This window comes from Candidimonas nitroreducens (assembly GCF_002209565.1).
GTDB classification, from domain to species: Bacteria; Pseudomonadota; Gammaproteobacteria; order Burkholderiales; family Burkholderiaceae_B; genus Candidimonas; species Candidimonas nitroreducens.
Window position 1 is genome coordinate 74,425 of sequence record NZ_NJIH01000018.1, and the last position, 22,039, is coordinate 96,463.

19 protein-coding genes are annotated in these 22,039 nt (G+C 63.1%); 14 read left to right on the plus strand and 5 right to left on the minus strand.

What is annotated here, in order from left to right; all coding sequences use genetic code 11:
- Positions 1-82: 82 nt before the first annotated feature.
- The 6 genes from CEY11_RS23580 (at position 83) to CEY11_RS23605 (ending at position 5,290) form a co-directional block, all read left to right on the plus strand.
- Positions 83-724: an alpha/beta hydrolase gene (locus CEY11_RS23580; RefSeq protein ID WP_088605879.1), complete on the plus strand. Its 642-nt coding sequence runs from the start codon at positions 83-85 to the stop codon at positions 722-724.
- A gap of 251 nt (positions 725-975) precedes the next feature.
- Positions 976-2,247: a D-alanyl-D-alanine carboxypeptidase family protein gene (locus CEY11_RS23585; RefSeq protein WP_088605880.1), complete on the plus strand. Its 1,272-nt coding sequence runs from the start codon at positions 976-978 to the stop codon at positions 2,245-2,247.
- A gap of 25 nt (positions 2,248-2,272) precedes the next feature.
- On the plus strand, positions 2,273-3,139 hold the full coding sequence (locus tag CEY11_RS23590; protein ID WP_088605881.1) for a D-amino acid aminotransferase: 867 nt from the start codon (positions 2,273-2,275) through the stop codon (positions 3,137-3,139).
- 110 nt (positions 3,140-3,249) lie between these two features.
- On the plus strand, positions 3,250-3,525 hold the full coding sequence (locus CEY11_RS23595) for a DUF493 family protein (protein ID WP_088605882.1): 276 nt from the start codon (positions 3,250-3,252) through the stop codon (positions 3,523-3,525).
- 111 nt (positions 3,526-3,636) lie between these two features.
- Positions 3,637-4,368 carry a lipoyl(octanoyl) transferase LipB gene (gene lipB, locus CEY11_RS23600; protein WP_088605883.1) on the plus strand — a complete coding sequence of 244 codons (732 nt, stop codon included), beginning with the start codon at positions 3,637-3,639 and terminating at the stop codon, positions 4,366-4,368.
- Between the two features lie 136 nt (positions 4,369-4,504).
- Positions 4,505-5,290, plus strand: a complete 786-nt coding sequence (locus tag CEY11_RS23605; protein WP_088605884.1) for an enoyl-CoA hydratase — start codon at positions 4,505-4,507, stop codon at positions 5,288-5,290.
- Between the two features lie 79 nt (positions 5,291-5,369).
- On the opposite strand, the gene lipA is transcribed toward CEY11_RS23605, so the two are convergent.
- A complete protein-coding gene (lipA, locus tag CEY11_RS23610; RefSeq protein WP_088605885.1) occupies positions 5,370-6,368 on the minus strand; it encodes a lipoyl synthase in 999 nt (332 codons plus the stop codon).
- Between the two features lie 449 nt (positions 6,369-6,817).
- Here lipA and CEY11_RS23615 point away from each other — a divergent pair, with 449 nt between their 5' ends.
- From CEY11_RS23615 to CEY11_RS23640, 6 genes are all read left to right on the plus strand, one after another.
- Positions 6,818-8,401, plus strand: a complete 1,584-nt coding sequence (locus CEY11_RS23615; protein WP_088605886.1) for an ABC transporter substrate-binding protein — start codon at positions 6,818-6,820, stop codon at positions 8,399-8,401.
- A gap of 16 nt (positions 8,402-8,417) precedes the next feature.
- Positions 8,418-9,392, plus strand: coding sequence for an ABC transporter permease (locus CEY11_RS23620; protein ID WP_088605887.1), 975 nt, complete (start codon positions 8,418-8,420; stop codon positions 9,390-9,392).
- On the plus strand, positions 9,389-10,312 hold the full coding sequence (locus CEY11_RS23625) for an ABC transporter permease (RefSeq protein WP_198958975.1): 924 nt from the start codon (positions 9,389-9,391) through the stop codon (positions 10,310-10,312). The genes CEY11_RS23620 and CEY11_RS23625 overlap by 4 nt, the downstream gene beginning before the upstream one ends.
- Before the next feature lie 15 nt (positions 10,313-10,327).
- Positions 10,328-11,347 carry an ABC transporter ATP-binding protein gene (locus tag CEY11_RS23630; protein WP_088605888.1) on the plus strand — a complete coding sequence of 340 codons (1,020 nt, stop codon included), beginning with the start codon at positions 10,328-10,330 and terminating at the stop codon, positions 11,345-11,347.
- Entirely contained in the window at positions 11,344-12,492 is a 1,149-nt protein-coding gene (locus tag CEY11_RS23635; protein WP_088605889.1) for an ABC transporter ATP-binding protein, read from the plus strand. The genes CEY11_RS23630 and CEY11_RS23635 overlap by 4 nt, the downstream gene beginning before the upstream one ends.
- 115 nt (positions 12,493-12,607) lie before the next feature.
- Positions 12,608-13,477 (plus strand): N-formylglutamate amidohydrolase, encoded by an 870-nt coding sequence (locus CEY11_RS23640; protein WP_088605890.1) that lies wholly within the window; start codon positions 12,608-12,610, stop codon positions 13,475-13,477.
- 12 nt (positions 13,478-13,489) lie between these two features.
- On the opposite strand, the gene eno is transcribed toward CEY11_RS23640, so the two are convergent.
- The 4 genes from eno to CEY11_RS23660 form a co-directional block, all read right to left on the minus strand.
- Entirely contained in the window at positions 13,490-14,764 is a 1,275-nt protein-coding gene (gene eno, locus CEY11_RS23645; protein WP_088605891.1) for a phosphopyruvate hydratase, read from the minus strand.
- A gap of 153 nt (positions 14,765-14,917) precedes the next feature.
- On the minus strand, positions 14,918-16,012 hold the full coding sequence (locus tag CEY11_RS23650; protein WP_088605892.1) for an ABC transporter ATP-binding protein: 1,095 nt from the start codon (positions 16,010-16,012) through the stop codon (positions 14,918-14,920).
- 2 nt (positions 16,013-16,014) lie between these two features.
- Complete coding sequence (locus CEY11_RS23655) at positions 16,015-17,745, minus strand: ABC transporter permease (RefSeq protein WP_198958976.1); 1,731 nt, start codon at positions 17,743-17,745, stop codon at positions 16,015-16,017.
- 293 nt (positions 17,746-18,038) lie between these two features.
- Positions 18,039-19,184 (minus strand): ABC transporter substrate-binding protein, encoded by a 1,146-nt coding sequence (locus CEY11_RS23660; RefSeq protein WP_088605894.1) that lies wholly within the window; start codon positions 19,182-19,184, stop codon positions 18,039-18,041.
- A 191-nt stretch (positions 19,185-19,375) separates the two neighbouring features.
- Here CEY11_RS23660 and CEY11_RS23665 point away from each other — a divergent pair, with 191 nt between their 5' ends.
- On the plus strand, positions 19,376-20,296 hold the full coding sequence (locus CEY11_RS23665) for a LysR family transcriptional regulator (protein WP_088605895.1): 921 nt from the start codon (positions 19,376-19,378) through the stop codon (positions 20,294-20,296).
- 227 nt (positions 20,297-20,523) lie between these two features.
- Entirely contained in the window at positions 20,524-21,723 is a 1,200-nt protein-coding gene (locus tag CEY11_RS23670) for a M20 aminoacylase family protein (RefSeq protein WP_088605896.1), read from the plus strand.
- Positions 21,724-22,039 lie beyond the last annotated feature (316 nt).

Below are 22,039 nucleotides of genomic sequence, written 5' to 3' on the forward strand. Positions count from 1 at the left end.
CCTGATTGGCTCCATGTGCCGGGCGCCACGCTGGCATACTCGCATAAATTGCGTCCGCAACCTACATGGCGGTGTAACCGTAGTGAAACAAAAAAATATCGTATTCCGGGGCCTGGCCGGCGCCATCGATTGCGCCCTGGACTGGCCCGAGGATGAGCCGGCGGGGTGGGCCCTGGTGCTGCATCCGCACCCTTTGCACGGCGGCGCGCGCGACAACAAGATCGTCACCACGATCTCGCGCGCTTGTACGCAGCGCGGGCTGGTCGCGGTCAGGCCGAATTTCCGCGGCGTGGGCGCCTCGGGCGGCGAGTTCGACCACGCCGTGGGCGAAACCGCCGATATGCTGGAGCTCGTCGCGCAATTCACCCAGGCCTGGCCGGCAGAGGCCGCGGGCAAGTGGGTGCTGGCCGGTTTCTCGTTCGGCACCTCGGTGGCCGCGCAGCTTTATTCCGAGCTGGCCGCGCAACAGGATGCCAAGGTGCCGGACGCGCTCATGCTGTTGGGCTCGGCGGTAGAGCGCTTCAGGTTTCGCGAAGTCACCGTGCCCGACGACACCCTGCTGGTGCACGGCGAGGTCGACGAGGTCGTGCCGCTGTCCGAGGCCATGGATTTTGCCCGCCAGCGCGGCCTGCCGGTCGTGGTCATACCCGACGCGACGCATTTCTTCCACGGCCGGCTGGTCGTCCTCAAGCAACTGCTGCTGCGGCACCTGGCCGCCCTTTAGCGCCCGCCTGGTCGCGCCGGCTCTGGCGGGCCGCCTGCCCTGAGACTTCCTGCACAGCTTCTCGGTAGCAAATAGTTGCGAATTGCGGCGGGCCGCGCCCGGCGCGGCACCCCTTGCCACAATCCGGCGCCAGGGGGCATGCACGGGTTTTGTCCCCGGCTGCCTCTGCCTATAATGGCGTTTTCCCTTCCGGCCCATGGCCGGATGCGCTTATTGGGATGCCGATGACTCATTCATTACTTTGCGGCGCCATGCGCCGCTCGTCTTGTCTTGCCGCCGCCGCGATTCTCGCCTTGGCGCCCGCGCTGGCATCGGCGCAGAATACTTCCAAGCCGATTCCCGCCGCGGCTCCCGGAACGGCCGGCGCTGCCAGCCCGGCCGCAGCGCCGGCGGCGCCAGCGGCACCGGCTGCTTCCGCACCCGGCGCGGATGCGCCGGTCATGGTCGGCGACTTGGCCCGCGTGCCCGCGCCGGTGGTGGCAGCCAAGGCCTGGGTGACGGCGGACGCCACCAGCGGCCAGATCGTCGGCGCCTCCAGTCCCGATGAAAAAATCGAGCCGGCTTCGCTGACCAAGCTGATGTCGGCCTATGTCGTCTTCGATGCCCTCGACAGCAAGCGCCTCACGCTGCAGCAGACGGTCAATATTTCCGAGAAAGCCTGGAAGACCGGGGGCTCGCGCATGTTCGTCAAGCCCAATACGCAAGTGTCGGTGGACGACCTGCTGCAGGGTCTCATCGTGCAGTCGGGCAATGACGCCACCGTGGCCCTGGCCGAGGCGGTGGCCGGCAGCGAGTCCGCCTTCGTCGCCCTGATGAACCAGGAAGCCGCCCGCATGGGCCTGAAGGACACGCACTTCGCCAATTCCACGGGCCTGCCCGACCCCACGCACGTAACCACGGTGCGCGACCTGGCCATTCTGGCCATGAACGTGGTGCGCGACCATCCCCAGTACATGCATTACTACGCCGAGAAAGAATTTACCTACAACAAGATCAAGCAGCGCAACCGCAACCGCTTGTTGTGGGTCGACCCCACCGTCGACGGCCTCAAGACCGGCCACACCAAGTCCGCCGGCTACTGCCTGGTGGCCACCGCGTTGCGCAATGGCCGCCGTGTGGTCTCGGTGCTGGTGGGCGCAGACTCCGACTCCGCGCGCAGCGAAAGCAGCCTGAAGCTGCTGAACTGGACATACCAGAATTTCGACACCATCAAGCTGTTCGATGCCCAGCATCCCGCCGTGCAGGCCAAGGTCTGGGAAGGCACTGCCGACACGGTCGGCCTGGGCCAGGCGCAGCCTTTGTGGGTGACCGTGCCGCGCGGCGAGGGGCAGCAGATCAAGCCTGTGGCGCAATACACCCAGCCGCTGATCGCCCCCCTGAAGAAGGGCGCGAAGGTCGGCACGGTGTCGCTGTCGCTGGACGGCAAGGTGCTGCGCCAGGCGCCGCTGACGGTGTTGTCGGACGTGCCGCAGGCGGGTTTCGCGGGCCGCATTTACGATAAAATCCGCCTGATGTTCCAGTGAACAACCCAAAATAAAAACACCCGTCATGATTCCCGATGTCGACAACGATAGCCTTGTTTATCTCAACGGAGAGTACGTACGTCTGGGCGATGCCAAGGTTTCGGTACTCGACCGCGGCTTCATCTTCGGCGACGGTATCTACGAAGTAGTACCGGCTTATGCGCGCAAGCCTTTCCGCATGGACGGGCACCTGGCGCGCCTGGAACGCAGCCTCAAGGCCATAGGCATCAAGCTCGACATGTCGAGCGCCGACTGGGAAAAGCTGGTGCGCGACATGCTCGCGCGCGCCAGCTCCGACGACGCCATGGTCTACATACAGGTTACGCGCGGCGTGGCCAAGCGCGACCATGCCTTTCCCGCCAGCGCCCCCAAGCCCACCGTATTCTGTATGGTCTCGCCGTTCAAGCGGCCGGGCGCCGCGGCGCGCGAACAAGGCTACACCACCGTCAGCATGCCGGACGAGCGCTGGCTGCATTGCGAGATCAAGTCGGTATCTCTGCTGGGCAATGTGCTGGCCAAGCAGCATGCGGTCGAGGCCGGTGTCGACGAGGTCATACAGTTCCGCGACGGCTTCCTGTCCGAAGGCTCGTCCTGCAACATCTGGGTGGTCAGGAACGGCACGGTGCTCGGGCCGGTGCGCGACAACCTCATCCTGGAAGGCATACGCTACAGCCTCATGGAAGAGCTGGCCCGCGCCGAAGGCATACCCTTCGAGTCGCGCCGCATCCCGCGCCAGGAAGTCGAGCAGGCCGACGAACTCATGCTGACCTCGGCCACCAAAGAAGTGCTGCCCATCGTGTCGCTCGACGGCAAGCCCGTGGGCACGGGCAAGCCCGGCCCCGTCTACGCAAGGCTGCGCGCCGCCTACGACAAGGTCATCGCGGCGCTTTGACGCGGGCCCCGCGCGTTCGCGGGGCGCTGCACCAGAGGTGGTATGCTGGTGTCGAGCCGGCGCGGCGCCACGCGGCGTGGCGCCCATGATCTGATTTCCAGGCCGCAGCAATGCAAGACATTCCTCCCGAACAATCCCTGATCGAATACCCCAGCGACTTTCCCATCAAAGTAATGGGCAAGTCGCATCCGGATTTCGCCCAGACGCTGACCGAAGTGGTGCGGCAGTTCGACCCCGACTTCGACCCGGCCACGGTCGAGATGCGCCCCAGCTCGGGCGGCAAGTACATCGGCCTGACCTTCGTGGTGCGGGCTACGTCGCGCCAGCAGCTCGACGACTTGTACCGGGCCCTGCACGCCCACCACATGGTGTCCGTGGTTCTGTAGGCGCGCATGGTCATGACGGCGGCAGATTCATCCCCGGCAGCTTCGTTCGGGCGCGATGCCTGTGCGCCGCCGGCACCGGCGCCGGCGGCTCGGAAACCCGGCGGGGGCGCCATGGAGCCCGCCACGGGCACTCGGAAACATGCTGCGGGTACTCCGGAGCCCGATGCGATCCGCAGCAAGTGGTGGCCCGGACATGCCGATTACCTCGAGGTGTGGCATGCGATGCGGGACTACACCGAGGCCCGCCAGCCCGGCACCGCGGACGAGATCTGGCTGGTCGAACATGCGCCGGTCTATACGCTGGGCATGGCGGGGCTGCGCGAGCATATCCTGGACAGCGGCAATATCCCGGTGGTGGAGTCCAACCGCGGCGGCCAGGTCACCTATCACGGCCCGGGGCAGGTGGTGGCGTACTGCCTGGTCGACCTGCATCGCCTTGGCCTGTACGTCAAGGAATACGTCGCCCTGCTCGAAGACGTGGTAATCGGCCTGCTGGTCGATCTGGGCGTGGCCGGTGCCTGCCGCAAACCCGGTGCGCCGGGCGTGTATGTGCCCATGCCCGAAGGCGATCTGGCGAAGATTGCCGCCCTGGGCGTCAAGATACGCAAGGGCTGCGCCTATCACGGCCTGGCCCTGAACGTCGACATGGATCTGCGCCCCTTCGAGGGCATCAACCCTTGCGGCTACGAAGGCCTGCGCACCGTAGACCTGCGCGTCTGCGGCGTGCGCGCCGCGCCGCGCGAGGTGGGCGACATGCTGGCGGCGCGGCTGGGCACGGCCTTTCAGGCCTGCGTGCGGCCGGCCCGCGCGCTGTCCGCGGGCCCTCGTCAGCCGACAGGCTGATCCGTCCATCGGCCATTTGGCCGAACCGGGCATGCCTGCCGGCGGGGCACGGTCATTACGGCGACGCACATTGCGGGTAGACTGTAAGCAAGGGCGGCGTTCCGCACCGCTCGCAAGCCACAGCAGGAGACCCATCATGACGACTGCCGAATCCCCCTTGCTGGTCGACCGCGCCGATGCGGTGGCTACGCTGACGCTGAACCGGCCGGCCCAATTCAACGCCTTGTCCGAAGAGCTGCTGGAAGAACTGCAGCGCAATCTCGACGCGCTGGCCGCGGACGACGAGCTGCGCTGCGTGGTGCTGGCGGCCGCGGGGCGCGCCTTCTGCGCCGGCCACGACCTGAAGCAGATGCGCGCGCAGCCCGAGCAGGAATATTACGAACAGCTCTTCGCCCGCTGCGGGCGCGTCATGCAGAGCCTGGTGGGGTTTCCGGTGCCGGTCATCGCCAAGGTGCAGGGCATGGCCACCGCGGCCGGCTGCCAACTGGTGGCCAGCTGCGACCTGGCCGTGGCGGCCGACAGCGCCAAGTTCGCGGTGTCCGGCATCAATGTGGGCCTGTTCTGCTCGACCCCGGCAGTGGCGCTGACGCGCAGCATGCCCATCAAAAAAGCTTTTGAAATGCTGGTGACGGGGCGCTTCATCGGCAGCACCGAGGCGGTGGAAAACGGCCTGATCAACCAGGCCGTGCCCGATGGGCAGCTGGACGCTGCCGTGGCCGCGCTGGTGCAGACCATCTGCTCGAAAAGCCCGGTGGCCGTGCGCACCGGCAAGGCCATGTACCAGCGCCAGCGCGGCATGGCGCTGGATCAGGCCTACGAGTACGCGGGCGGCGTCATGGCGTGCAATATGATGGCCGCCGACGCGGCCGAAGGCATAGACGCTTTCATAGAGAAGCGGCCGCCCATGTGGGTCGGCCGCTGAGGCCCCGCGTTCGGGGCGGGCTTATATGGGTTTGTGCTCGAAACGCAAGCGCGTTGCGAGCACAAAGCGCGAAGCCTTGTCAGGCCACGGCCACCCCGGCCGCATGGGCCTGTTCGTCGGCATGGTAGGAAGAACGCACTAGGGCGCCCACGGCGGCGTGGGTGAAGCCCATGGCGTAGGCCTCGCGCTCGAACATGGCGAAGGTGTCGGGGTGCACGTAGCGCAGCACCGGCAGGTGGTGTTCGGACGGCTGCAGGTACTGGCCTATGGTCAGCATGTCGACGTTGTGCGCGCGCAGGTCGCGCATGACCTGCAGGATTTCCTCGTCGGTCTCGCCCAGGCCCAGCATCAGCCCCGACTTGGTCGGGACGTCGGGATGACGCAGCTTGAATTCGGACAGCAGCTTCAGCGAATGCTGGTAGTCGGAGCCGGGACGGGCCTGCTTGTACAGGCGCGGCACGGTTTCCAGGTTGTGGTTCATGACGTCGGGCGGCCCGCCGTCCAGCACTTCCAGCGCCCGGTCGAGGCGGCCGCGGAAATCGGGCACCAGCACCTCGATGCGCGTATTGGGCGACAGCTCGCGCACCTTTTGTATGCAGGCCACGAAATGGCCGGCGCCGCCGTCGCGCAGGTCGTCGCGGTCGACCGAGGTGATCACCACGTACGACAGCCGTAGCGCGGCGATGGTGCGCGCCAGGTTCACGGGCTCTTCGGCGTCCAGGGCATCGGGCCGGCCGTGGCCTACGTCACAGAAAGGGCAGCGGCGCGTGCACTTGTCGCCCATGATCATGAAGGTGGCCGTGCCTTTGCCGAAGCACTCGCTGATGTTCGGGCACGAGGCCTCTTCGCACACGGTGTGCAGCCGGTGCTCGCGCAATATGCGCTTGATGTCGTAGAAGCGCGAACCCGGCGCGGCGGCCCTGACGCGGATCCAGTCGGGCTTCTTGAGGCGCTCGGTCTGCACCACCTTGATGGGGATGCGCGCGGTCTTGGCCTGGGACTTCTGCTTCTGGGTGGGGTCGTAGGCGGCCGGCTGGGCGCCGCTCTGCGTCGTGCTGGGATCGACGGGTGTATTCATGTGGATTCCTGCGGCGGGGCGGATCCCGCCTTTCGAAGAAGGCCTATTTTACCGTGCCCGCGCCGGCCGGCGCGAATGCCCCTGGCGGCAGCAGCGGTGTGCCGGGGACAGAGGCGCGTATCGGCGTCGTCCGGCCATGTACGCATGCCTGTCAGAGCGCCTCGGGAAAACACTGATCTGTTATTGCGTCAACGGTGGCTACACTCATTGCACGCGCTAAGTGTCGCCGACTGGGCCAGCGGGAGTGGAGGGGAGGTGTTTTCCCGTGTCATGGCCGGCTCGGCATATGCGCAATGCGTATGTTTGTCCACATCGGTGCCGGTGTGGCGAATCCGCGATCCTGCCGGCCCTTCCTCCTGCGTCGCCCGCGTTGGTCGCGGCCCGGCTTCTTCGGGCGCGTTCGCCATGCCCTTGCCGACCCAACCACATTATAAGAGGGCAGCACAACCATGAAGTTAATCCGCAAGACGCTACTGTTGTCGGCGCTGGCCGCCAGTTTTCTGGCCGTGGGCGGTATTGCCCAGGCCCGTGACCTGACCATAGGGCTGCGCTCCGAGCCCAGCTCGATGGATCCGCAGTTCCACTCGCTCACGCCCAATACGCAGTTGTCCGAAACCATGTTCGATCCGCTGGTGCGCACCGACGGCAATGCCAAGCCGGTGCCCTGCCTGGCCCAGTCCTGGACGGTGAATGGCAACGAATGGGTCTTCAAGCTGCGCCCCGACGTCAAATTTTCCGACGGCTCGCCGTTCACCGCGGACGACGTGCTGTTCACCTACAAGCGCGTGCCGCTGGTGCCCAACAGCCCGTCGTCTTATTCGCTGTACCTGAGTTCGGTGGCCAAGGTCGAGGCGGTCGACCCGCATACCGTCAAGATCACCACCAAGGGCCCCTCGCCGGTGCTGCTGGCGAATCTATCCATGGTGCCCATCATGTCCAAGAAGAACGCCTCGGGCCCGGCGCCCGAAGGCAAGACCACGGTCGAGCTCAACCGCGGCGACGGCCTGATCGGCACCGGCCCCTACAAGTTCGTGTCCTGGAAGCGCGGCGCCGAGATCGTGCTCGACCGCAACCCCTACTACTGGGGCAAGAAGCCGGCCTGGGACAAGGTCGTCTATCGCCCCATCACCAATTCGGCCGCGCGCGTGGCCGCACTGCTGTCGGGCGACATCGACGTGATCGAAGATCCTCCAACCGACGACCTGCCCAAGCTCAAGAAAGACAAGAAGCTGTACGTCCAGGCTACACCCTCGGTACGCGTGATCTACGTGGCCATGAACCAGTCCAAGGAAGTACCCCCGGGCATGTCCGGCACCGATGGCAAGAACCCGCTTACCGACAAGCGGGTGCGCGAGGCGCTGTCGCTGGCCATAGACCGCAAGGCCATCGTCGCCCGCATCATGGGCGGCGTGGCGCAGCCGGCGGCCAATCTGTTGCCGTACCCGGCCTTCGGCACCTCCAAGCAGTACTCCGTGGTGCCGCCGGCCGATGTGGCCAAGGCCAAGAAGCTGCTGGCCGACGCCGGCTATCCCAAGGGCTTCGCGCTGTCGCTCGGTTCGCCCGCCGGGCGCTATACCAACGACCAGCGCATCGCGCAGGCGGTCGCCGCCATGTGGGCGCGCATCGGCGTCAAGACCAATGTAGAAACCATGGCGCCGCCGGTCTTCTTCAAGAAGCGCAATACCTTTGCGTTCAGCACCTACCTGGCGGGCTGGGCGGCCAGCTCGGGCGAAATGCTCAATCCGCTGACTTCGCTGGTGGTTACCAAGACTCCCAAGCTGGGCCTGGGCACCACCAACTGGAGCCATTATTCCAATCCGGCCATGGACAAAGAAGTGCTGGCCGCCTCGGAAACCCTGGACGATGCCAAGCGCTCGAAGATGCTGCAGGATGCCGGCCATATGGCGATGGCCGACTACGCCATCCTGCCGCTGCAGTTCGAGCTCTCGGTGTGGGCCATGAAGAAGGACATCCGCTATACGGGTCGTGCCGACCAAATGACCCTGGCCCAAGACATGACGCTGGCCAAGTAACAGGGCGGCCGGCTGAGTGTTGTCGATCATAATCCGCCGTCTGCTGCAGACGGTGCTGGTGGTGCTGGTCATGTCGGCACTGGTGTTCGCGGGCCTGTACCTGGTCGGCGACCCAGTGACGATGCTGGCCAGCCCCGAGGCGACCGACGCCGAGCGCGAGCTCATCCGCCAGTCGCTGGGGCTGAACCTGCCCCTGTGGCACCAGTACCTGATCTTCCTCAGCAAGGCGGTGCATCTCGACTTCGGCAACAGTTTTCTTACGGGCGAGCCGGCCATGCACCTGATCCTGCAGCGCATGCCGGCCACGCTCGAGCTGGCCACCGTGGCGATGGCGCTGTCCATGCTGATCGGCATTCCGCTGGGCATCTATGCCGGCCTGAAGCCGCGCAGCCTGGCGGCGCGCTCCATTATGGGCGGTTCGGTGCTGGGCTTTTCGCTGCCCAACTTCTGGGTCGGCCTGATGTTCATCATGCTGTTCGCCGTGATACTGGGCTGGCTGCCCTCGGGCGGGCGCGGGCCGGTCGAGCACTTCGGCCCCATCGACCTTAGCATTTTCAGCCTGGAAGGCTGGCGCAGCCTGATACTGCCGGCGTCCACCATCGCCACCGCCAAGTGCGCGCTCATCATCCGCGTCACGCGCGCCGCCACGCGCGAATGCCTGCCGCAAGACTACATCAAGTTCGCGCGCGCCAAAGGCCTGGCCGAGCGCCGCGTGTTGTGCGTGCATCTGCTGAAGAACATTCTCATCCCCATCATCACCATCGGCGGCCTGGAATACGGCCAGGTCTTCGCCTTCGCGGTGGTGACCGAAACCGTGTTCTCGTGGCCCGGCATGGGCAAGCTGCTGATAGATTCCATCATCACGCTGGATCGGCCGGTGGTGGTCGCCTACCTGATGCTGACCGTGGTGTTCCTGGCGCTATTGAACCTGGTGGTGGACGTCGCCTACACCGTACTGGATCCGCGCGTGCGGCCCGGAGGCCCGTCATGAGCACTGCGGCAACCCCGACCCAGTCCGGCGCCGTGCCGGCGCGGCGCGAGAACATGTTCAAGGAATTCGTGCAGCAATTCCTGACCAGCAAGCTGGCGGTGGCCGGGCTGATACTGCTGGTGATATTCCTGCTGCTGGCGATCTTCGCGCCCTGGATCGCGCCGCAGAATCCCTTCGACCTGGCCTCGCTGGACATCATGGATTCCAAGCTGCCGCCGGGCTCGCTCAATGGCGCCGGCAACATGACCTACTGGCTGGGCACCGACGGCCAGGCCCGCGACGTGTTCTCGGCCATACTCTACGGCATGCGCATCAGCCTGTTCGTGGGTGTGGTGTCGGTGTCTTCGGCATTCGCCATCGGCACCGCGGTCGGCCTGATCGCCGCCTACTTCGGCAGGTTCATCGATGCGCTGCTGATGCGCATCGTCGACATCCAGCTGTCCTTCCCGTCCATTCTGGTGGCGCTGATCCTGCTGGCAGTGCTGGGCAAGGGCGTGGACAAGGTCATCTACGCGCTGGTGGCGGTGCAGTGGGCCTATTTCGCGCGGGCGGCGCGCGGCGCCGCCATCGTCGAGCGCAACCGCGAGTACGTCGAAGCGGCGCGCTGCCAGGGCCTGTCGTGGCCGCGCATCTTGTGGCGCCACTTGTTTCCCAACTGCATCCCGCCCCTTATGGTGATCGCCACCATAGATCTGGCGCACGCCATCGCGCTCGAGGCTACCCTGTCGTTCCTGGGCGTGGGCGTGCCGGTCACGCAGCCCTCGCTGGGCATGCTGATCTCCAATGGCTTCGAATTCCTGATGTCGGGCGACTACTGGATCTCGTTCTTCCCCGGCATCGCGCTGGCCCTGGTGGTGATCGCCATCAATCTGGTGGGCGACCACCTGCGCGACATACTCAACCCGCGCAACACCATATAGCGGGCGTACACAGGCATGCAGACACAGACGGAGGCCTATTTGCAGACAGCGGCGGCGCCATCATCCACGGAATGGCTGCTCGACATACAGGGGCTGCGCACCTGGTTCCATACGCGCCGCGGCGTGCTCAAGGCCGTCGACGGCGTGTCGCTGCAGCTGCGGCCGGGCGAAATCCTGGGGCTGGTGGGCGAGTCGGGCTCGGGCAAGAGCATGACCGGCTTCTCGCTCATGAACCTGGTCGACGAGCCCGGCAGGATCCAGGCCGAGCGCATGATGTTCGACGGCCGCGACCTGCTGACGCTGTCGGCCGACGAGTACCGGCACTTGCGCGGCAGGGACATGGCCATGATCTTCCAGGATCCCATGATGACCCTGAACCCGGCCTTGCGCGTCGACACGCAGATGATCGAGGCCGTGCAGGCGCACGCGGCGGTGCCGCGCGCCGAGGCCCGCGAGCGCAGTGTGCAGGCGCTGGGCAAAGTGGGCATACCGGCGCCGCGCGAGCGCATGCGCGCCTACCCGCACCAGCTGTCGGGCGGCATGCGCCAGCGCGTGGCCATCGCCATTGCGCTGCTGAACCGGCCCAAGCTGATCATCGCCGACGAGCCCACCACGGCGCTGGACGTCACCATACAAGGCCAGATCCTGTACGAGGTGCAGAAGCTGTGCCGCGAGACCGGCACGGCGCTTATCTGGATCACGCACGACCTGGCCATCGTCTCGGGCCTGGCCGACCGCCTGGCCGTGATGTACGCCGGGCGCATCGTCGAAACCGCGCCTACGGCCGAGATCGTAAGCGCCGCCCAGCATCCCTACACGCACGGCTTGCTGGCCTCCATTCCCACGCTCGAGACGCGCGGCCGCGAGCTGTTCCAGATTCCCGGCGCCACGCCCTCGCTGCTGGAAATGCCCGAGGGCTGTCCGTTCCGCACACGCTGCTACCGGGCCAGCCCGCAATGCGTGCAGGCCCCGCCAGTGCGGCAGATCGCGCCGGGGCACGAGGCCAGCTGCTGGCATAGCGGGGTGGCGGCATGACGGCGTCCAGCCCGCAGTCCGGTGTTGCGGCGCCGGCTTCCACAGGCCCTGTCGCGCCGCACGGCGGTGGCGGTGCCCCGGCCGGCACGAAGCCGGCGCCCGTTCCCATACTCGGCCTGTCCGGCGTGGCGCGCGAATACAAGCCTTCGGGCGACGTGGTGGATCGCGTGGCCCGCATGCTGCAGGGGCGCCCCGCACTCAAGCCGGTGCAGGCGGTGGCCGACGTCGACCTGGACATCCAGGCGGGCGAGGTGGTGGGCGTGGTCGGCGAGTCGGGCTGCGGCAAGACCACGCTGGGCCGCATGCTGGCGGGCATTCTGGCGCCGTCGCGCGGCCGCATCCTGTATCGCGGCCACGACGTCTCGCAGCTTTCCGGCGCGGCGCGGCGCAAGTACGAGCTCGACATCCAGATGATCTTCCAGGATCCCTTCTCGTCGCTGAACCCGCGCATGCGGGTGCTGGACATCATCGGCGAGGCGCCCCTGGCGCACGGCCTGGTGGCGCGTCACGACAAAGAATCCTATGTCTGCGAACTGATGCGCAAAGTGGGGCTGGATCCGGCCTACCGCTATCGCTACCCGCACCAGTTCTCGGGCGGCCAGCGCCAGCGCATCGGCGTGGCGCGCGCATTGGCGCTGAAGCCCTCCATCATCGTCTGCGACGAGGCCGTGGCGGCGCTGGACGTCTCCATCCAGGCCCAGGTGCTGAACCTGTTCGTGCAGCTGCGCGAAGAATTCGGCCTGACCTATTTCTTCATCAGCCACAATCTGGGCGTGGTCGGCCACATTTCGGATCGCGTGGCCATCATGTACCTGGGGCGCGTGGTCGAGCTGGCACCGACCGACGCCATCTTCGGCACGGCGCGCCATCCCTATACGCAGGCGCTGCTCAAAGAGCTGCCCAGCCTGGGCACGGGCCAGCGCCAGTTCGAGCCCATCAAGGGCGAACTGCCTTCACCCATGGATCCCCCCGCCGGCTGCCCGTTCCATCCGCGCTGCCCGCGCGCCATGGCGCGCTGCAGCCGCGAGCGGCCCGTGCTGCGCCAGGTGGCGGGCCCCGCGCAGGCGCCGGCCGACGGCCGCGACACGCGCCATTTCAGCGCCTGCCATCTGGACGACGAGGCCCCGCCGGCGAACCTGCTATAAACAAGGAACACAAGGGCGGCGCGCGGCTCCCTGCACCGCGTTCCGCTAGACCGCGCAGTGGCGAAGAAGCTCAGGCCGGAAGGCCGGATTCTTCAAACATCGAGGAGATCTCCCTATGCAATTCCAGTTTGCCGACACAGAAGATTTCGCGCCCTACACCATGTCCCTGCCGGCCGGCGAGCCCATACCCCTGGTCTGTGATTCACCGCACAGCGGCGCGATCTATCCGCAAGATTTCCACAGCTGCCTGCCCATATCCGTCTTGCGCTCGGGCGAGGACGCCTATGTCGACGAGCTCTGGCACGCCATACCCACGGTAGGCGGCAGCCTGCTGGCCGCCAATTTCCCGCGTTCGTACATAGACCCGAACCGCGAGATCGACGACGTCGACCTGGACATGCTGGCCGAGCCCTGGACGACGCGGGTGTACCCCACCGAAAAGACGCGCCTGGGCCATGGCCTGATCTGGAAGGTGGCGCGCGGCCAGCCCATGTACGACCGCAAGCTCGAAGTCGCCGAGGTGGAAAACCGCATCGCCACCTACCACCAGCCCTATCATGCCGAGCTGGGCCGCCGCATGGAACAGATGGTCGAGCGCTTCGGCGGTGTGTGGCACCTGAATCTGCATTCGATGCCGGCCAATTCCTACGAGATCCTGGAGATCGACTCCGATCATCCCCTGGCCGACTTCGTGCTGGGCGATCGCGACGGCATCACCTGCGATCCGGCGCTGGTCAGCACCATCGAAGAGTTCCTGGTCGGGCGCGGCTACAGCGTCGCCCGCAACGACCCCTTCAAGGGGGTGGCGCTCATCGCCCGCCTCGGGCGGCCGGAAGAAAACCGCCACAGCCTGCAGATCGAGGTCAATCGCACTCTGTACATGAACGAGGAAACCTACGAGAAATCCGCGGGCTTCAATGCCCTGCAGGAATCGCTGTCGCTGCTTGCCGCCAGGGTGGCCGAGTTCGTGCGCGGGCAGATCTGAACCTTGTCTCGTCTAGAATCTGAGCAGCGGAGCGATATCGTATAAGCTGCAGCCAGGGCTGTGCGCGCTGGCGCGCATGAGAAGGTTGAGTGCCTCGATGCGCTCGCCCGATCGCGGCGCGCCATTCTTCTGCATAGGTACCTGGAGCCCGACAGACATGTCCCTCACAATGTCGCCTACGACCCCGCCTGCGCGGCCCGACGGAATGGCAAGCATTCCGTGTTGTCTTGCGAAGTGATATGCGTCCAGTGCTTCGGTGATCGTGCCGACTTGATTGGGCTTGAGGATGAATCCGCCGATGGCCCTTAATTCATAGGCCTTCTTGAGCAGTGTCATATTCGTGGCGGTGAGGTCATCGCCGAGAATGAGCGTGCGGTCGATATCTTGCCGTGCGTGTACGAAGCCATCCCAGTCATTCTCGTCGAGCAGATCCTCGATGAAGACGATATTGAATTTCTCCGTCAGCGACTTGGCATAGTCGATGAGTTGGCTTGCTGTTACTCTTTTCCCCTTCAGTTCATAGGTATTCGTTGCTTCATCGTACATTTCGCTCGAGGCGCAATCGAGAGCGAAGGAAATGCGGCCGGTAAAATTGCATGCGTCGATTGCCTCTTGCATCAGCAGCAGGATGATTTCGGGATCGTCCGACGGTGCGACATAGCCATAAGAACTGGCAATGGGGGGCTTGTATCCCAGATATTTCGTAATGACGTCGTTGAGTTTCTGAAATACCGTCACCGCCATTTCGATGGCGAAGTTCACGCTGTCGGTGCCATGCGGCACGATCAGGAACTCGTTGAACGCCTGAGTGAGATGGTCGTAGCGGCCGCCATTCACGACGTTGAAGCAGGGAACCGGTATCGTTTGCAAATTGCCGCCGCTGATATAGCTGTATAGCGGCACCTGGCGGGAATCAGCCGCCGCACGGAACGCTGCGGCGGATACCGCCTGAATAGCGTTGCCTCCGAGCCGGCTCTTGTTGGGCGTACCGTCGAGCGCGATCATTGTTGCGTCGATTGTGCGCTGATCAAAGATATCCAGGCCGACGATCTCGGGGGCGATGATGTCCGCCACATTGGCAACGGCTTTGTGAACGCTGAGCCCGCCGTAGGTTGTCGGATCCTGATCCCGCAATACGTAGGCTTCGCGCATGCCCACCGATGTCCCGGTCGATGCGGCAGCCAGCCCGGTGGCGCCGCTCTCGGTTCGTATTTCAACTTCGACGGTGGGCCTGCACTTGGTATCAATGATCTGTTGAGCCCGGACAGATACAATTTTATCTTCCATTTTGTGACCTTATTTTCGACTTGCTGCGGGCGAGGCTCGCCCAGGCACCGGAGCCTGATGCACCGTGCCCAGTGACCTTCCCTGGGAAAGTTCGATCGAGCCCACCTTTTGCGTGAGCGCAGCGCTGATGGGCGCGGATGCGTTAACCGTTAATCAATCTATTCGTTCGCCGTGCGCGCTGAACACACCGCCAGGCCGGCTGGCCAGAGACAGGGTGAGGACATCTCCCGGTACCGCCTTGAAGTAGCCCTGTGACATCGCCGTCACCCGGATATTCCCGACAAGAACCGAGACCATCGAGCTGGCATCGATAGGTGCTGCTTCCATGAATGTCCCCGCGAGTTGCGGCCTGCCCTCGACAGCGCCGATCGCGACGTCCTGGGCTCTATAGAGAAGTTGAACTTTGTCGCGGCCCCTGGCGAAGGACGCGGGGGCCAGTGGCGTGTCGTCGAAGACTAGGGAGTCCCCGATGCGGTCGGCCGGAAGAATATTCGCGGGAGGGGTTCCGATAAAGGAAGCGACGAAAGTCGTCCGGGGGTTTTCGAGCAGTTCGTACGGGCTGGCGGATTGCTCGACTTTTCCATTGTTGAGTACGATCACGTGACTTGCCATCGTCATGGCTTCCACCTGGTCATGTGTGACGTAGACGGATGTCGCGCCGGTGGCGCGATGGATCCGCATCAACTCACTGCGCATTTCGACCCGCAGTTTGGCGTCGAGGTTCGAGAGGGGCTCATCGAACAACAAGATGCTCGGCTTGGGCGCGATGGTTCTTGCGATAGCGACACGCTGTTGTTGGCCGCCGGAAATTTCGGCGGGGAACCGATCCGCCAGATTGCCGATGCCCAATAGGGAAAGCACCTCGTCGACGCGACTGTCGCGTACTTGCTTCGGCCATTTCGCTACCTTGAGCGGCCAGGATATATTGCCGGCAACCGTCATATGGGGCCAGAGCGCATAGCTTTGGAACACCAGCCCCGCCTTGCGTGCTCCTGGCTCGACAGCGATTCCGCTGGCTCCGCTGGACACTACTCTGCCGTCGAGCGCGATCTCTCCTTCGGTCGGGGATTCCAGGCCCGCGAGCAAGCGCAACAGCGTGGATTTGCCGCAACCCGATGGGCCGACAAGGACAAGAAAGGCGCCTTTGGGAACCGAGATATTGACATCCTTGATCGCGTCGTAATCTCCGAAGCTCTTGCCGAGCTTGCAGATCCGAATGGCATCCTGTTCTTCCTGTGTCGATTTCATGATTAATTCCACTTCCGGACGCGCTGCTGAATGAGGTGCACGACAAACGAGGCAGCGAGACAAATAGCGAGGATGACGAGGGTGATCGCATTGGCATATTGCATGAAGCCCAGCCCGGTGTAGTAGTAGGCGAGCATGCTGAGTACCGGTACAGCAGTTGTAAGAAACACGACCAGCGACAGATCCCGGACCATTTTCACGAACACGAGTATTCCTCCAGCCAGCAGACCGCGAATAGCCAGCGGGATGGTGATGAATATGACCCTGGTAAAAAAGTTCGCTCCGGCCATTACTGCGCTTTCCTCTATATCTTTGGACACCTGGCCGAGTACGGATCGCGCTGATTGCACCGCGAAGGGCAAGTTGTGTGCCGTAGCCGCAAGCACCAGTAGCGCGAATGTGCCGTAAAGCGACGGGAAGGGGCCGACAGGCCTTCCGAAAAGGGCGACATACGCCGCGGCGAAGGCGATGCTGGGAACGAGCAGGGGCACGAAGGCGAGTTGGCTGAGAGCGGTGCCGAGCATCCTGTTCTTGAACCGGATGATGCTGTAAGCCACAACCAGGCCGAGCGCCATCGTCGTGATGGCCACTACCGTGCCCAAGCGTATGGTGTTCCAGAGCGCCTCGATGATTTGCGGATTCCGAAACAAACCAGGCAGTCCGTCGGCCAGCGGGCCGCCCTTCTCGCCGATCCAGAAGTGCAGTGTCCAATCGGAGAAAAGCGCTCCGGGCTGTCGCGCCAGGCTCGAAAAGAGCAAGACCAGAACCGGCACTATTGACGTCATTGTTCCAATAAGGGCCGCAAGGAAAAACAGCGGCCAGCGCCAGACGCCAAGCGCAAGCCTATTGACTCTGGCGCCCTTGCCAGTCACGGTGGTGAAGGCGCGGCGGCCGGAGACGTAGCGGTCGCTGGCAAAGAGCAACGAGGCAGCCACTGCGATCAACAGGAGGGCGATGACATAGCCGCGCGCGGTATGCCCCGTGTCGATCAGCCCGAACAGGCGCACAGAAAGCGTATACATGCGGACAGGCAGGCCAAGGAAGGCGGGCGTGGCAAAATTGGCTACCACACCGGCAAATACAAGCGAGCCGGATGCTATGAGTGCCGGTGTTACGATCGGTAATATGATGCCAAAGAGTGTGCGGGCTCTGGAGGCGCCGGCCATCCGTGCCGACTCGATGAGGTCGGCGCCAACGGTGCCCAGGGCAGCGGCAATAATGGTGTAGGCGAGTGAAAAATAATGAGCCACCAGAACGATGATCGTCGGCAGGAAGCCCCACGCTAGCCAATCGGGAATCGAGATTCCATGCGCTTCAAAAAGCCCGACATTTCCGCCTATCCGGCCGTTGCGAAATACAGTCACCCATGCCAATGCGCCGGCAAAGCTTGGAATCATGAATGGCAGTGTCGATAGCGTTGCCACCAGATTTCGGCCCGGCATGTCGGTGAGGACGACGAGCCAGGCGAGCAGGCCACCGATGAGCAGAGCAAAGACAGCCCCGCCGACACCCAACGCCAGTGTCGTGAGTAGCGGTCGCCACCAGAGATTGGTCGACACCCTGCCGACGAGAACATCCGACCAGGCCTGCAGGCCTTCGGACGACAATGTCGCGATCAATATCTTGATCAGCGGCGCGGCGATCAGGATTCCCAGCAGCACCAAGAGAATGACGGGCAAAACCGCTGCAACCCGTGTCTTGGAAGCGCGGGCTGACGTGATGGGAAGCAGCACTGTGAGATAACCCCGGAAGACGAAGGTGTGTTTTGAAGTCTATGTTTTTACGTCCGCTCGGACGGCGGGGTATTGCTACGCTGGAATTGCATCTATTTCATTTTCTATATAGAGGAAAACACCCGGATCCGGAGATATCCGAACCCCTGTGCAAGCAAGTTCTTGGCTCTTCAAAAGGTACCGGCCACGGCTACGCCTTCGGCCGCGAGTCCTATGCTGCGGGCCAGGGCCTTTATTCCGCATCGGCGGCATGATGGCTGCCATTGCAGTTTCGCGCCGCCAAGGGACTTGTGCTATTCCGCGATCATAATGTCGCGTATCCGCTTCCGGTCGGCCGCCACTTTGGCTGGGTCGAGCAGCCAGACATTGAGCTTGTCGAAAGGAACGGCGTCGGGGTCGGCGACGACGGTCTTGAGGGGCGAATAGTCACCTGGAACGTTCCAGGGCTTGAAGCCGGGGCCGCCCGTGGGAGACTCGTCGCCCATCATGAAGTCCACAAACAGGCGCGCTGCCGCGGGGTGCGGGGTGTGGTTGGTAATGGCCAACTGAGATGGGAATACATACCCGGTAGCCGGTTTGACGTCATTTGCGATCTGCAGCGCCAGGTTGGACTTTGCATTGTTGCGGCGGGCGGAATAATTCATGAGCCCCACCGGTGGATTCGCGAGGCCTTTTGCGCCGACCGAGTTGTAGAACGTTTCGTCGTTGGAAAGCAGGATCATGTCGTTTCTGTATAGATCGCGGATGAATTGCTCTCCTGCCCCTTTCAGGTCGCTGTCGATCTTAATGGGCTTTCCGAATAATTCCTGATAAGCGGCGGCCATTTCATCCGGGTGCAAAGCGATTGTCACAAACATATCGAGAGGCACATCGCTGAGTGTTGGATCAATGGTTACGACTTTCCCTTTCCATTTGGGAGTGGTGAGTTCCCAGAGATTGTGTATTGGAGAGCCGTTCGGGTAGGCCTGCTCGTTATACATCACCACTCGAGCCGTCAAACGATGTGTCAGCAATGGGTGGGTATATTTATCGGCAAGCTTGGCGGCGATGCGGGGCGGGACATATCGGAGAGCGTAGCCCGGATCCAGGAGATCCTTCTGTGCGGAGGCTGCCGATGCGAAATACATAACGTCGGTGACATAGGCATGCGCTTTCTGTTCTGCAGCTACCCGAGAGATCTGCACGTTCGAGTTCATGTCGACGACTTCTACGTGGATGCCGGGGTAGGCGGCTTCGAAGGCAGATGCGACGGCAGGCATGCGGGTGGTGAGCGTAAGAACGGTTACTTTGCCTTCTTTGGTGGCCAAAGGAACTAATTCCTTGGCTGACATGCGATCTAGTTCTTGTACTTGCCCGGGTTGAATATTGGCGGCCTGGCAGTCGATGTCGCCGGCCAGGAAGGCAGCGGCCACGACGCAGACGAACAGGAGATTACGCATTGGTATCTTTATCCTCATTATTTGGAGAGCGCCTACCACACTTGCGACTGTTGCACTGTCGATAAGCTTTAATTCGTGCTTGCGGCAGATTGTCCCGAGCCCTTTTCCGGTGGCTGTTAATATGCTACCGTCAGCCAAACTATCAAGCAAATGCATTTTTTCAGTGTGACTATGCAAAATACTGAGGTTCTATGCGGCCGCTAAGCCAGCACGGACTGCAGGCATTTCGGCTGACTGTGGCGACCGGCAGCATATCTGAGGCGGCAAAAGTACTCGGCCGTTCGCAGCCCGCCGTTTCGCGCCTTCTGCAAAACCTGGAAGCGGAACTGGGGTTCCCGTTATTCAATCGGGTCAAGAACAGGCTGGTGCCGACCAATACGTCGCTGGTCTTCTACGATGAAGTCCAGCGCAGCTTCAAACAGCTCGACAGCTTGCGTTCCCTTGCACAGGATCTGGCCGAAGGGCGGGCCCACGCCTTGTCGGTCGGCACGATAAGCTCGTTGTCGAGCTATATCCTTCCCAAGATCATCGGTGAGTACCACCGGCACAATCAGAACCGCCGGATGACGTTGCTGACACAGCCTTCCGCATCGATCGCGCAGAAGGTGCTGCTTCAGGAACTGGACATAGGATTGGTCGCTTCGAGGGAGTTGCTGCCGGGGCTCGAGGTAGTACGCCAATACCGTTTGCCGGCGATCTGCATCACCATGCCCGCGCATCCGCTTGCGGCCCGGCGGATGGTGACTCCCGAAGACCTTATCGACTATCCCTTGGTTCTTCCGATCATCAGTACCGTTACCGGCTCGCAAATAGACAGCGCTTTCCAGACGCGCAATCTTCGCCCCAACGTCGTCGCCCACTGTCAATTGACTCAAGTGGTGTCTTTATTGGTCGCCCAAGGTATGGGCGTCGGCATCGTCGATGGCTGGATGGCATCTTCCCATAGAGAGGTCGGTGGCGCGATACTGCGATTTTCACCCGAGCTGTTGTTCGATATTGCTCTAGTCGTCAATTCAAATGCACGAATGACCCAGCGAGTCTCGTCATTTGTTGATACCGTCGATAAATTCTACGATGAGCAGGCCAAGATGCTGGAGTGTTTGCTTGTTTGAGCCATCCGTAGCGAGGGGGGGACTCGTCATTGCCGTGCCCGGCGGCTTTATGGCGAGTCTGGCGATATATTGAGTGCCTCGGGGCTGAAAAGATCCCCTGGCGTCCGCACATGTCGCTGCTGTAGTGGCAATTTGAAAGCCGGGCCTGTATAAATCAAGCATTCATAATGGTGGTGTCGAACTTCCATGTGTGTGACCACAGTATTTCTTTCCGAGAGGCCTGAACCATGACCCTACTAGCCGAAATAGAAGAGAAGCACGAAGAACTGACCGCGATACGACGCGACATTCATGCGCACCCGGAACTGGCCTTTACCGAAGAGCGCACTTCCGCGCTGGTGGCCAAGCGCCTGGCCGAGCTGGGACTGGAAGTGCATACCGGCATCGGGCGCACCGGCGTGGTGGGCGTGCTGCGCGCCGGCAGCGGCAAGAGCTCGATAGGCTTGCGCGCCGACATGGACGCGCTGCCCATGCCGGAACTGAACCGCTTCGCGCACCGCTCGCAGAACGAGGGCAAGATGCATGGCTGCGGCCATGACGGGCACACTACAATGCTGCTGGGGGCGGCGCAGTACCTGGCCTCGCACCGCAATTTCGACGGCACGGTGAACTTCATTTTCCAGCCGGCGGAAGAGGGCGGCAATGCCGGCGCCAAGGCGATGATGGACGATGGACTGTTCGAGCGCTTTCCCTGCGACGTGGTGTACGGCATGCACAATATGCCGGGCATGGAAGAAGGCCACCTGGCGTTCCGCTCGGGCCCGACCATGGCTTCCAGCAACCGCTTCGACATCATCATCAAGGGCGTGGGCGGCCATGCGGCGCAGCCGCAGAACTCGGTGGATCCGATCATGATCGCGGCGGAAATGGTGCAGGCGCTGCAGACGCTGATCACGCGCAACAAGAATCCGATCGATACCGCGGTGCTGTCGCTGACGCAGATCCACGCGGGCGACGCCTACAACGTGATTCCGGCGCAGGCGGTGATACGCGGCACGGTGCGCACCTATACGGTGGCGGTGCTGGACATGATGGAAAACAATATGCGGCGCATCGTCACGAAGCTGTGCGAGGCGTATGGGGCGACGGGCGAGCTGGATTTCGTGCGCTGTTATCCGCCGCTGGTGAACTGGCCGGAACAGACGGAGTTCGCGGCCGGCGTGGCCGAGTCGGTGTTCGGCGCGCAGCGGGTCAACCGTTCGATTCCGCCTTTCACGGGCTCGGAAGATTTTTCGTTCTACCTGGAAAAGGTGCCGGGCACGTATTTGTTCATAGGCAATGGCGATGGCGCGCATCGCATGGACATCTACCACGGCATGGGGCCGTGCCAGCTGCACAACTCGAATTACGACTTCAACGACGCGCTACTGCCGGTGGGGGCGACGTATTGGGTGAAGCTGGTAGAGGCGACGCTGCCGAAGGCGTGACTGCGCTGACGTGATTGCGTATTGAGTATGTTGTTCGTTGTTCTTGACCCGCGCCGCGGGCGGCAGGGCCAGGCCGGCTCGCTCGCCCGGTGCCGGCTGTGCCGGCACTGCCCTTGACCTCCGGACGTTTTGGGGGCGGTCAGCAAACTCGCAACGCGGCCAGTCCCCCGGACTGGCCGCACCCTTGTTGCTCGAACTGTTGTGGTCTAATTTTGGTGGACACTTTTGAAGCGAATCATTACGACCGAATAAGGTGATTTCGTGACAAAGAAGCAAGAGCCTGGCCACCCCCGTAAGATCGACGCAGCCTTCAAGC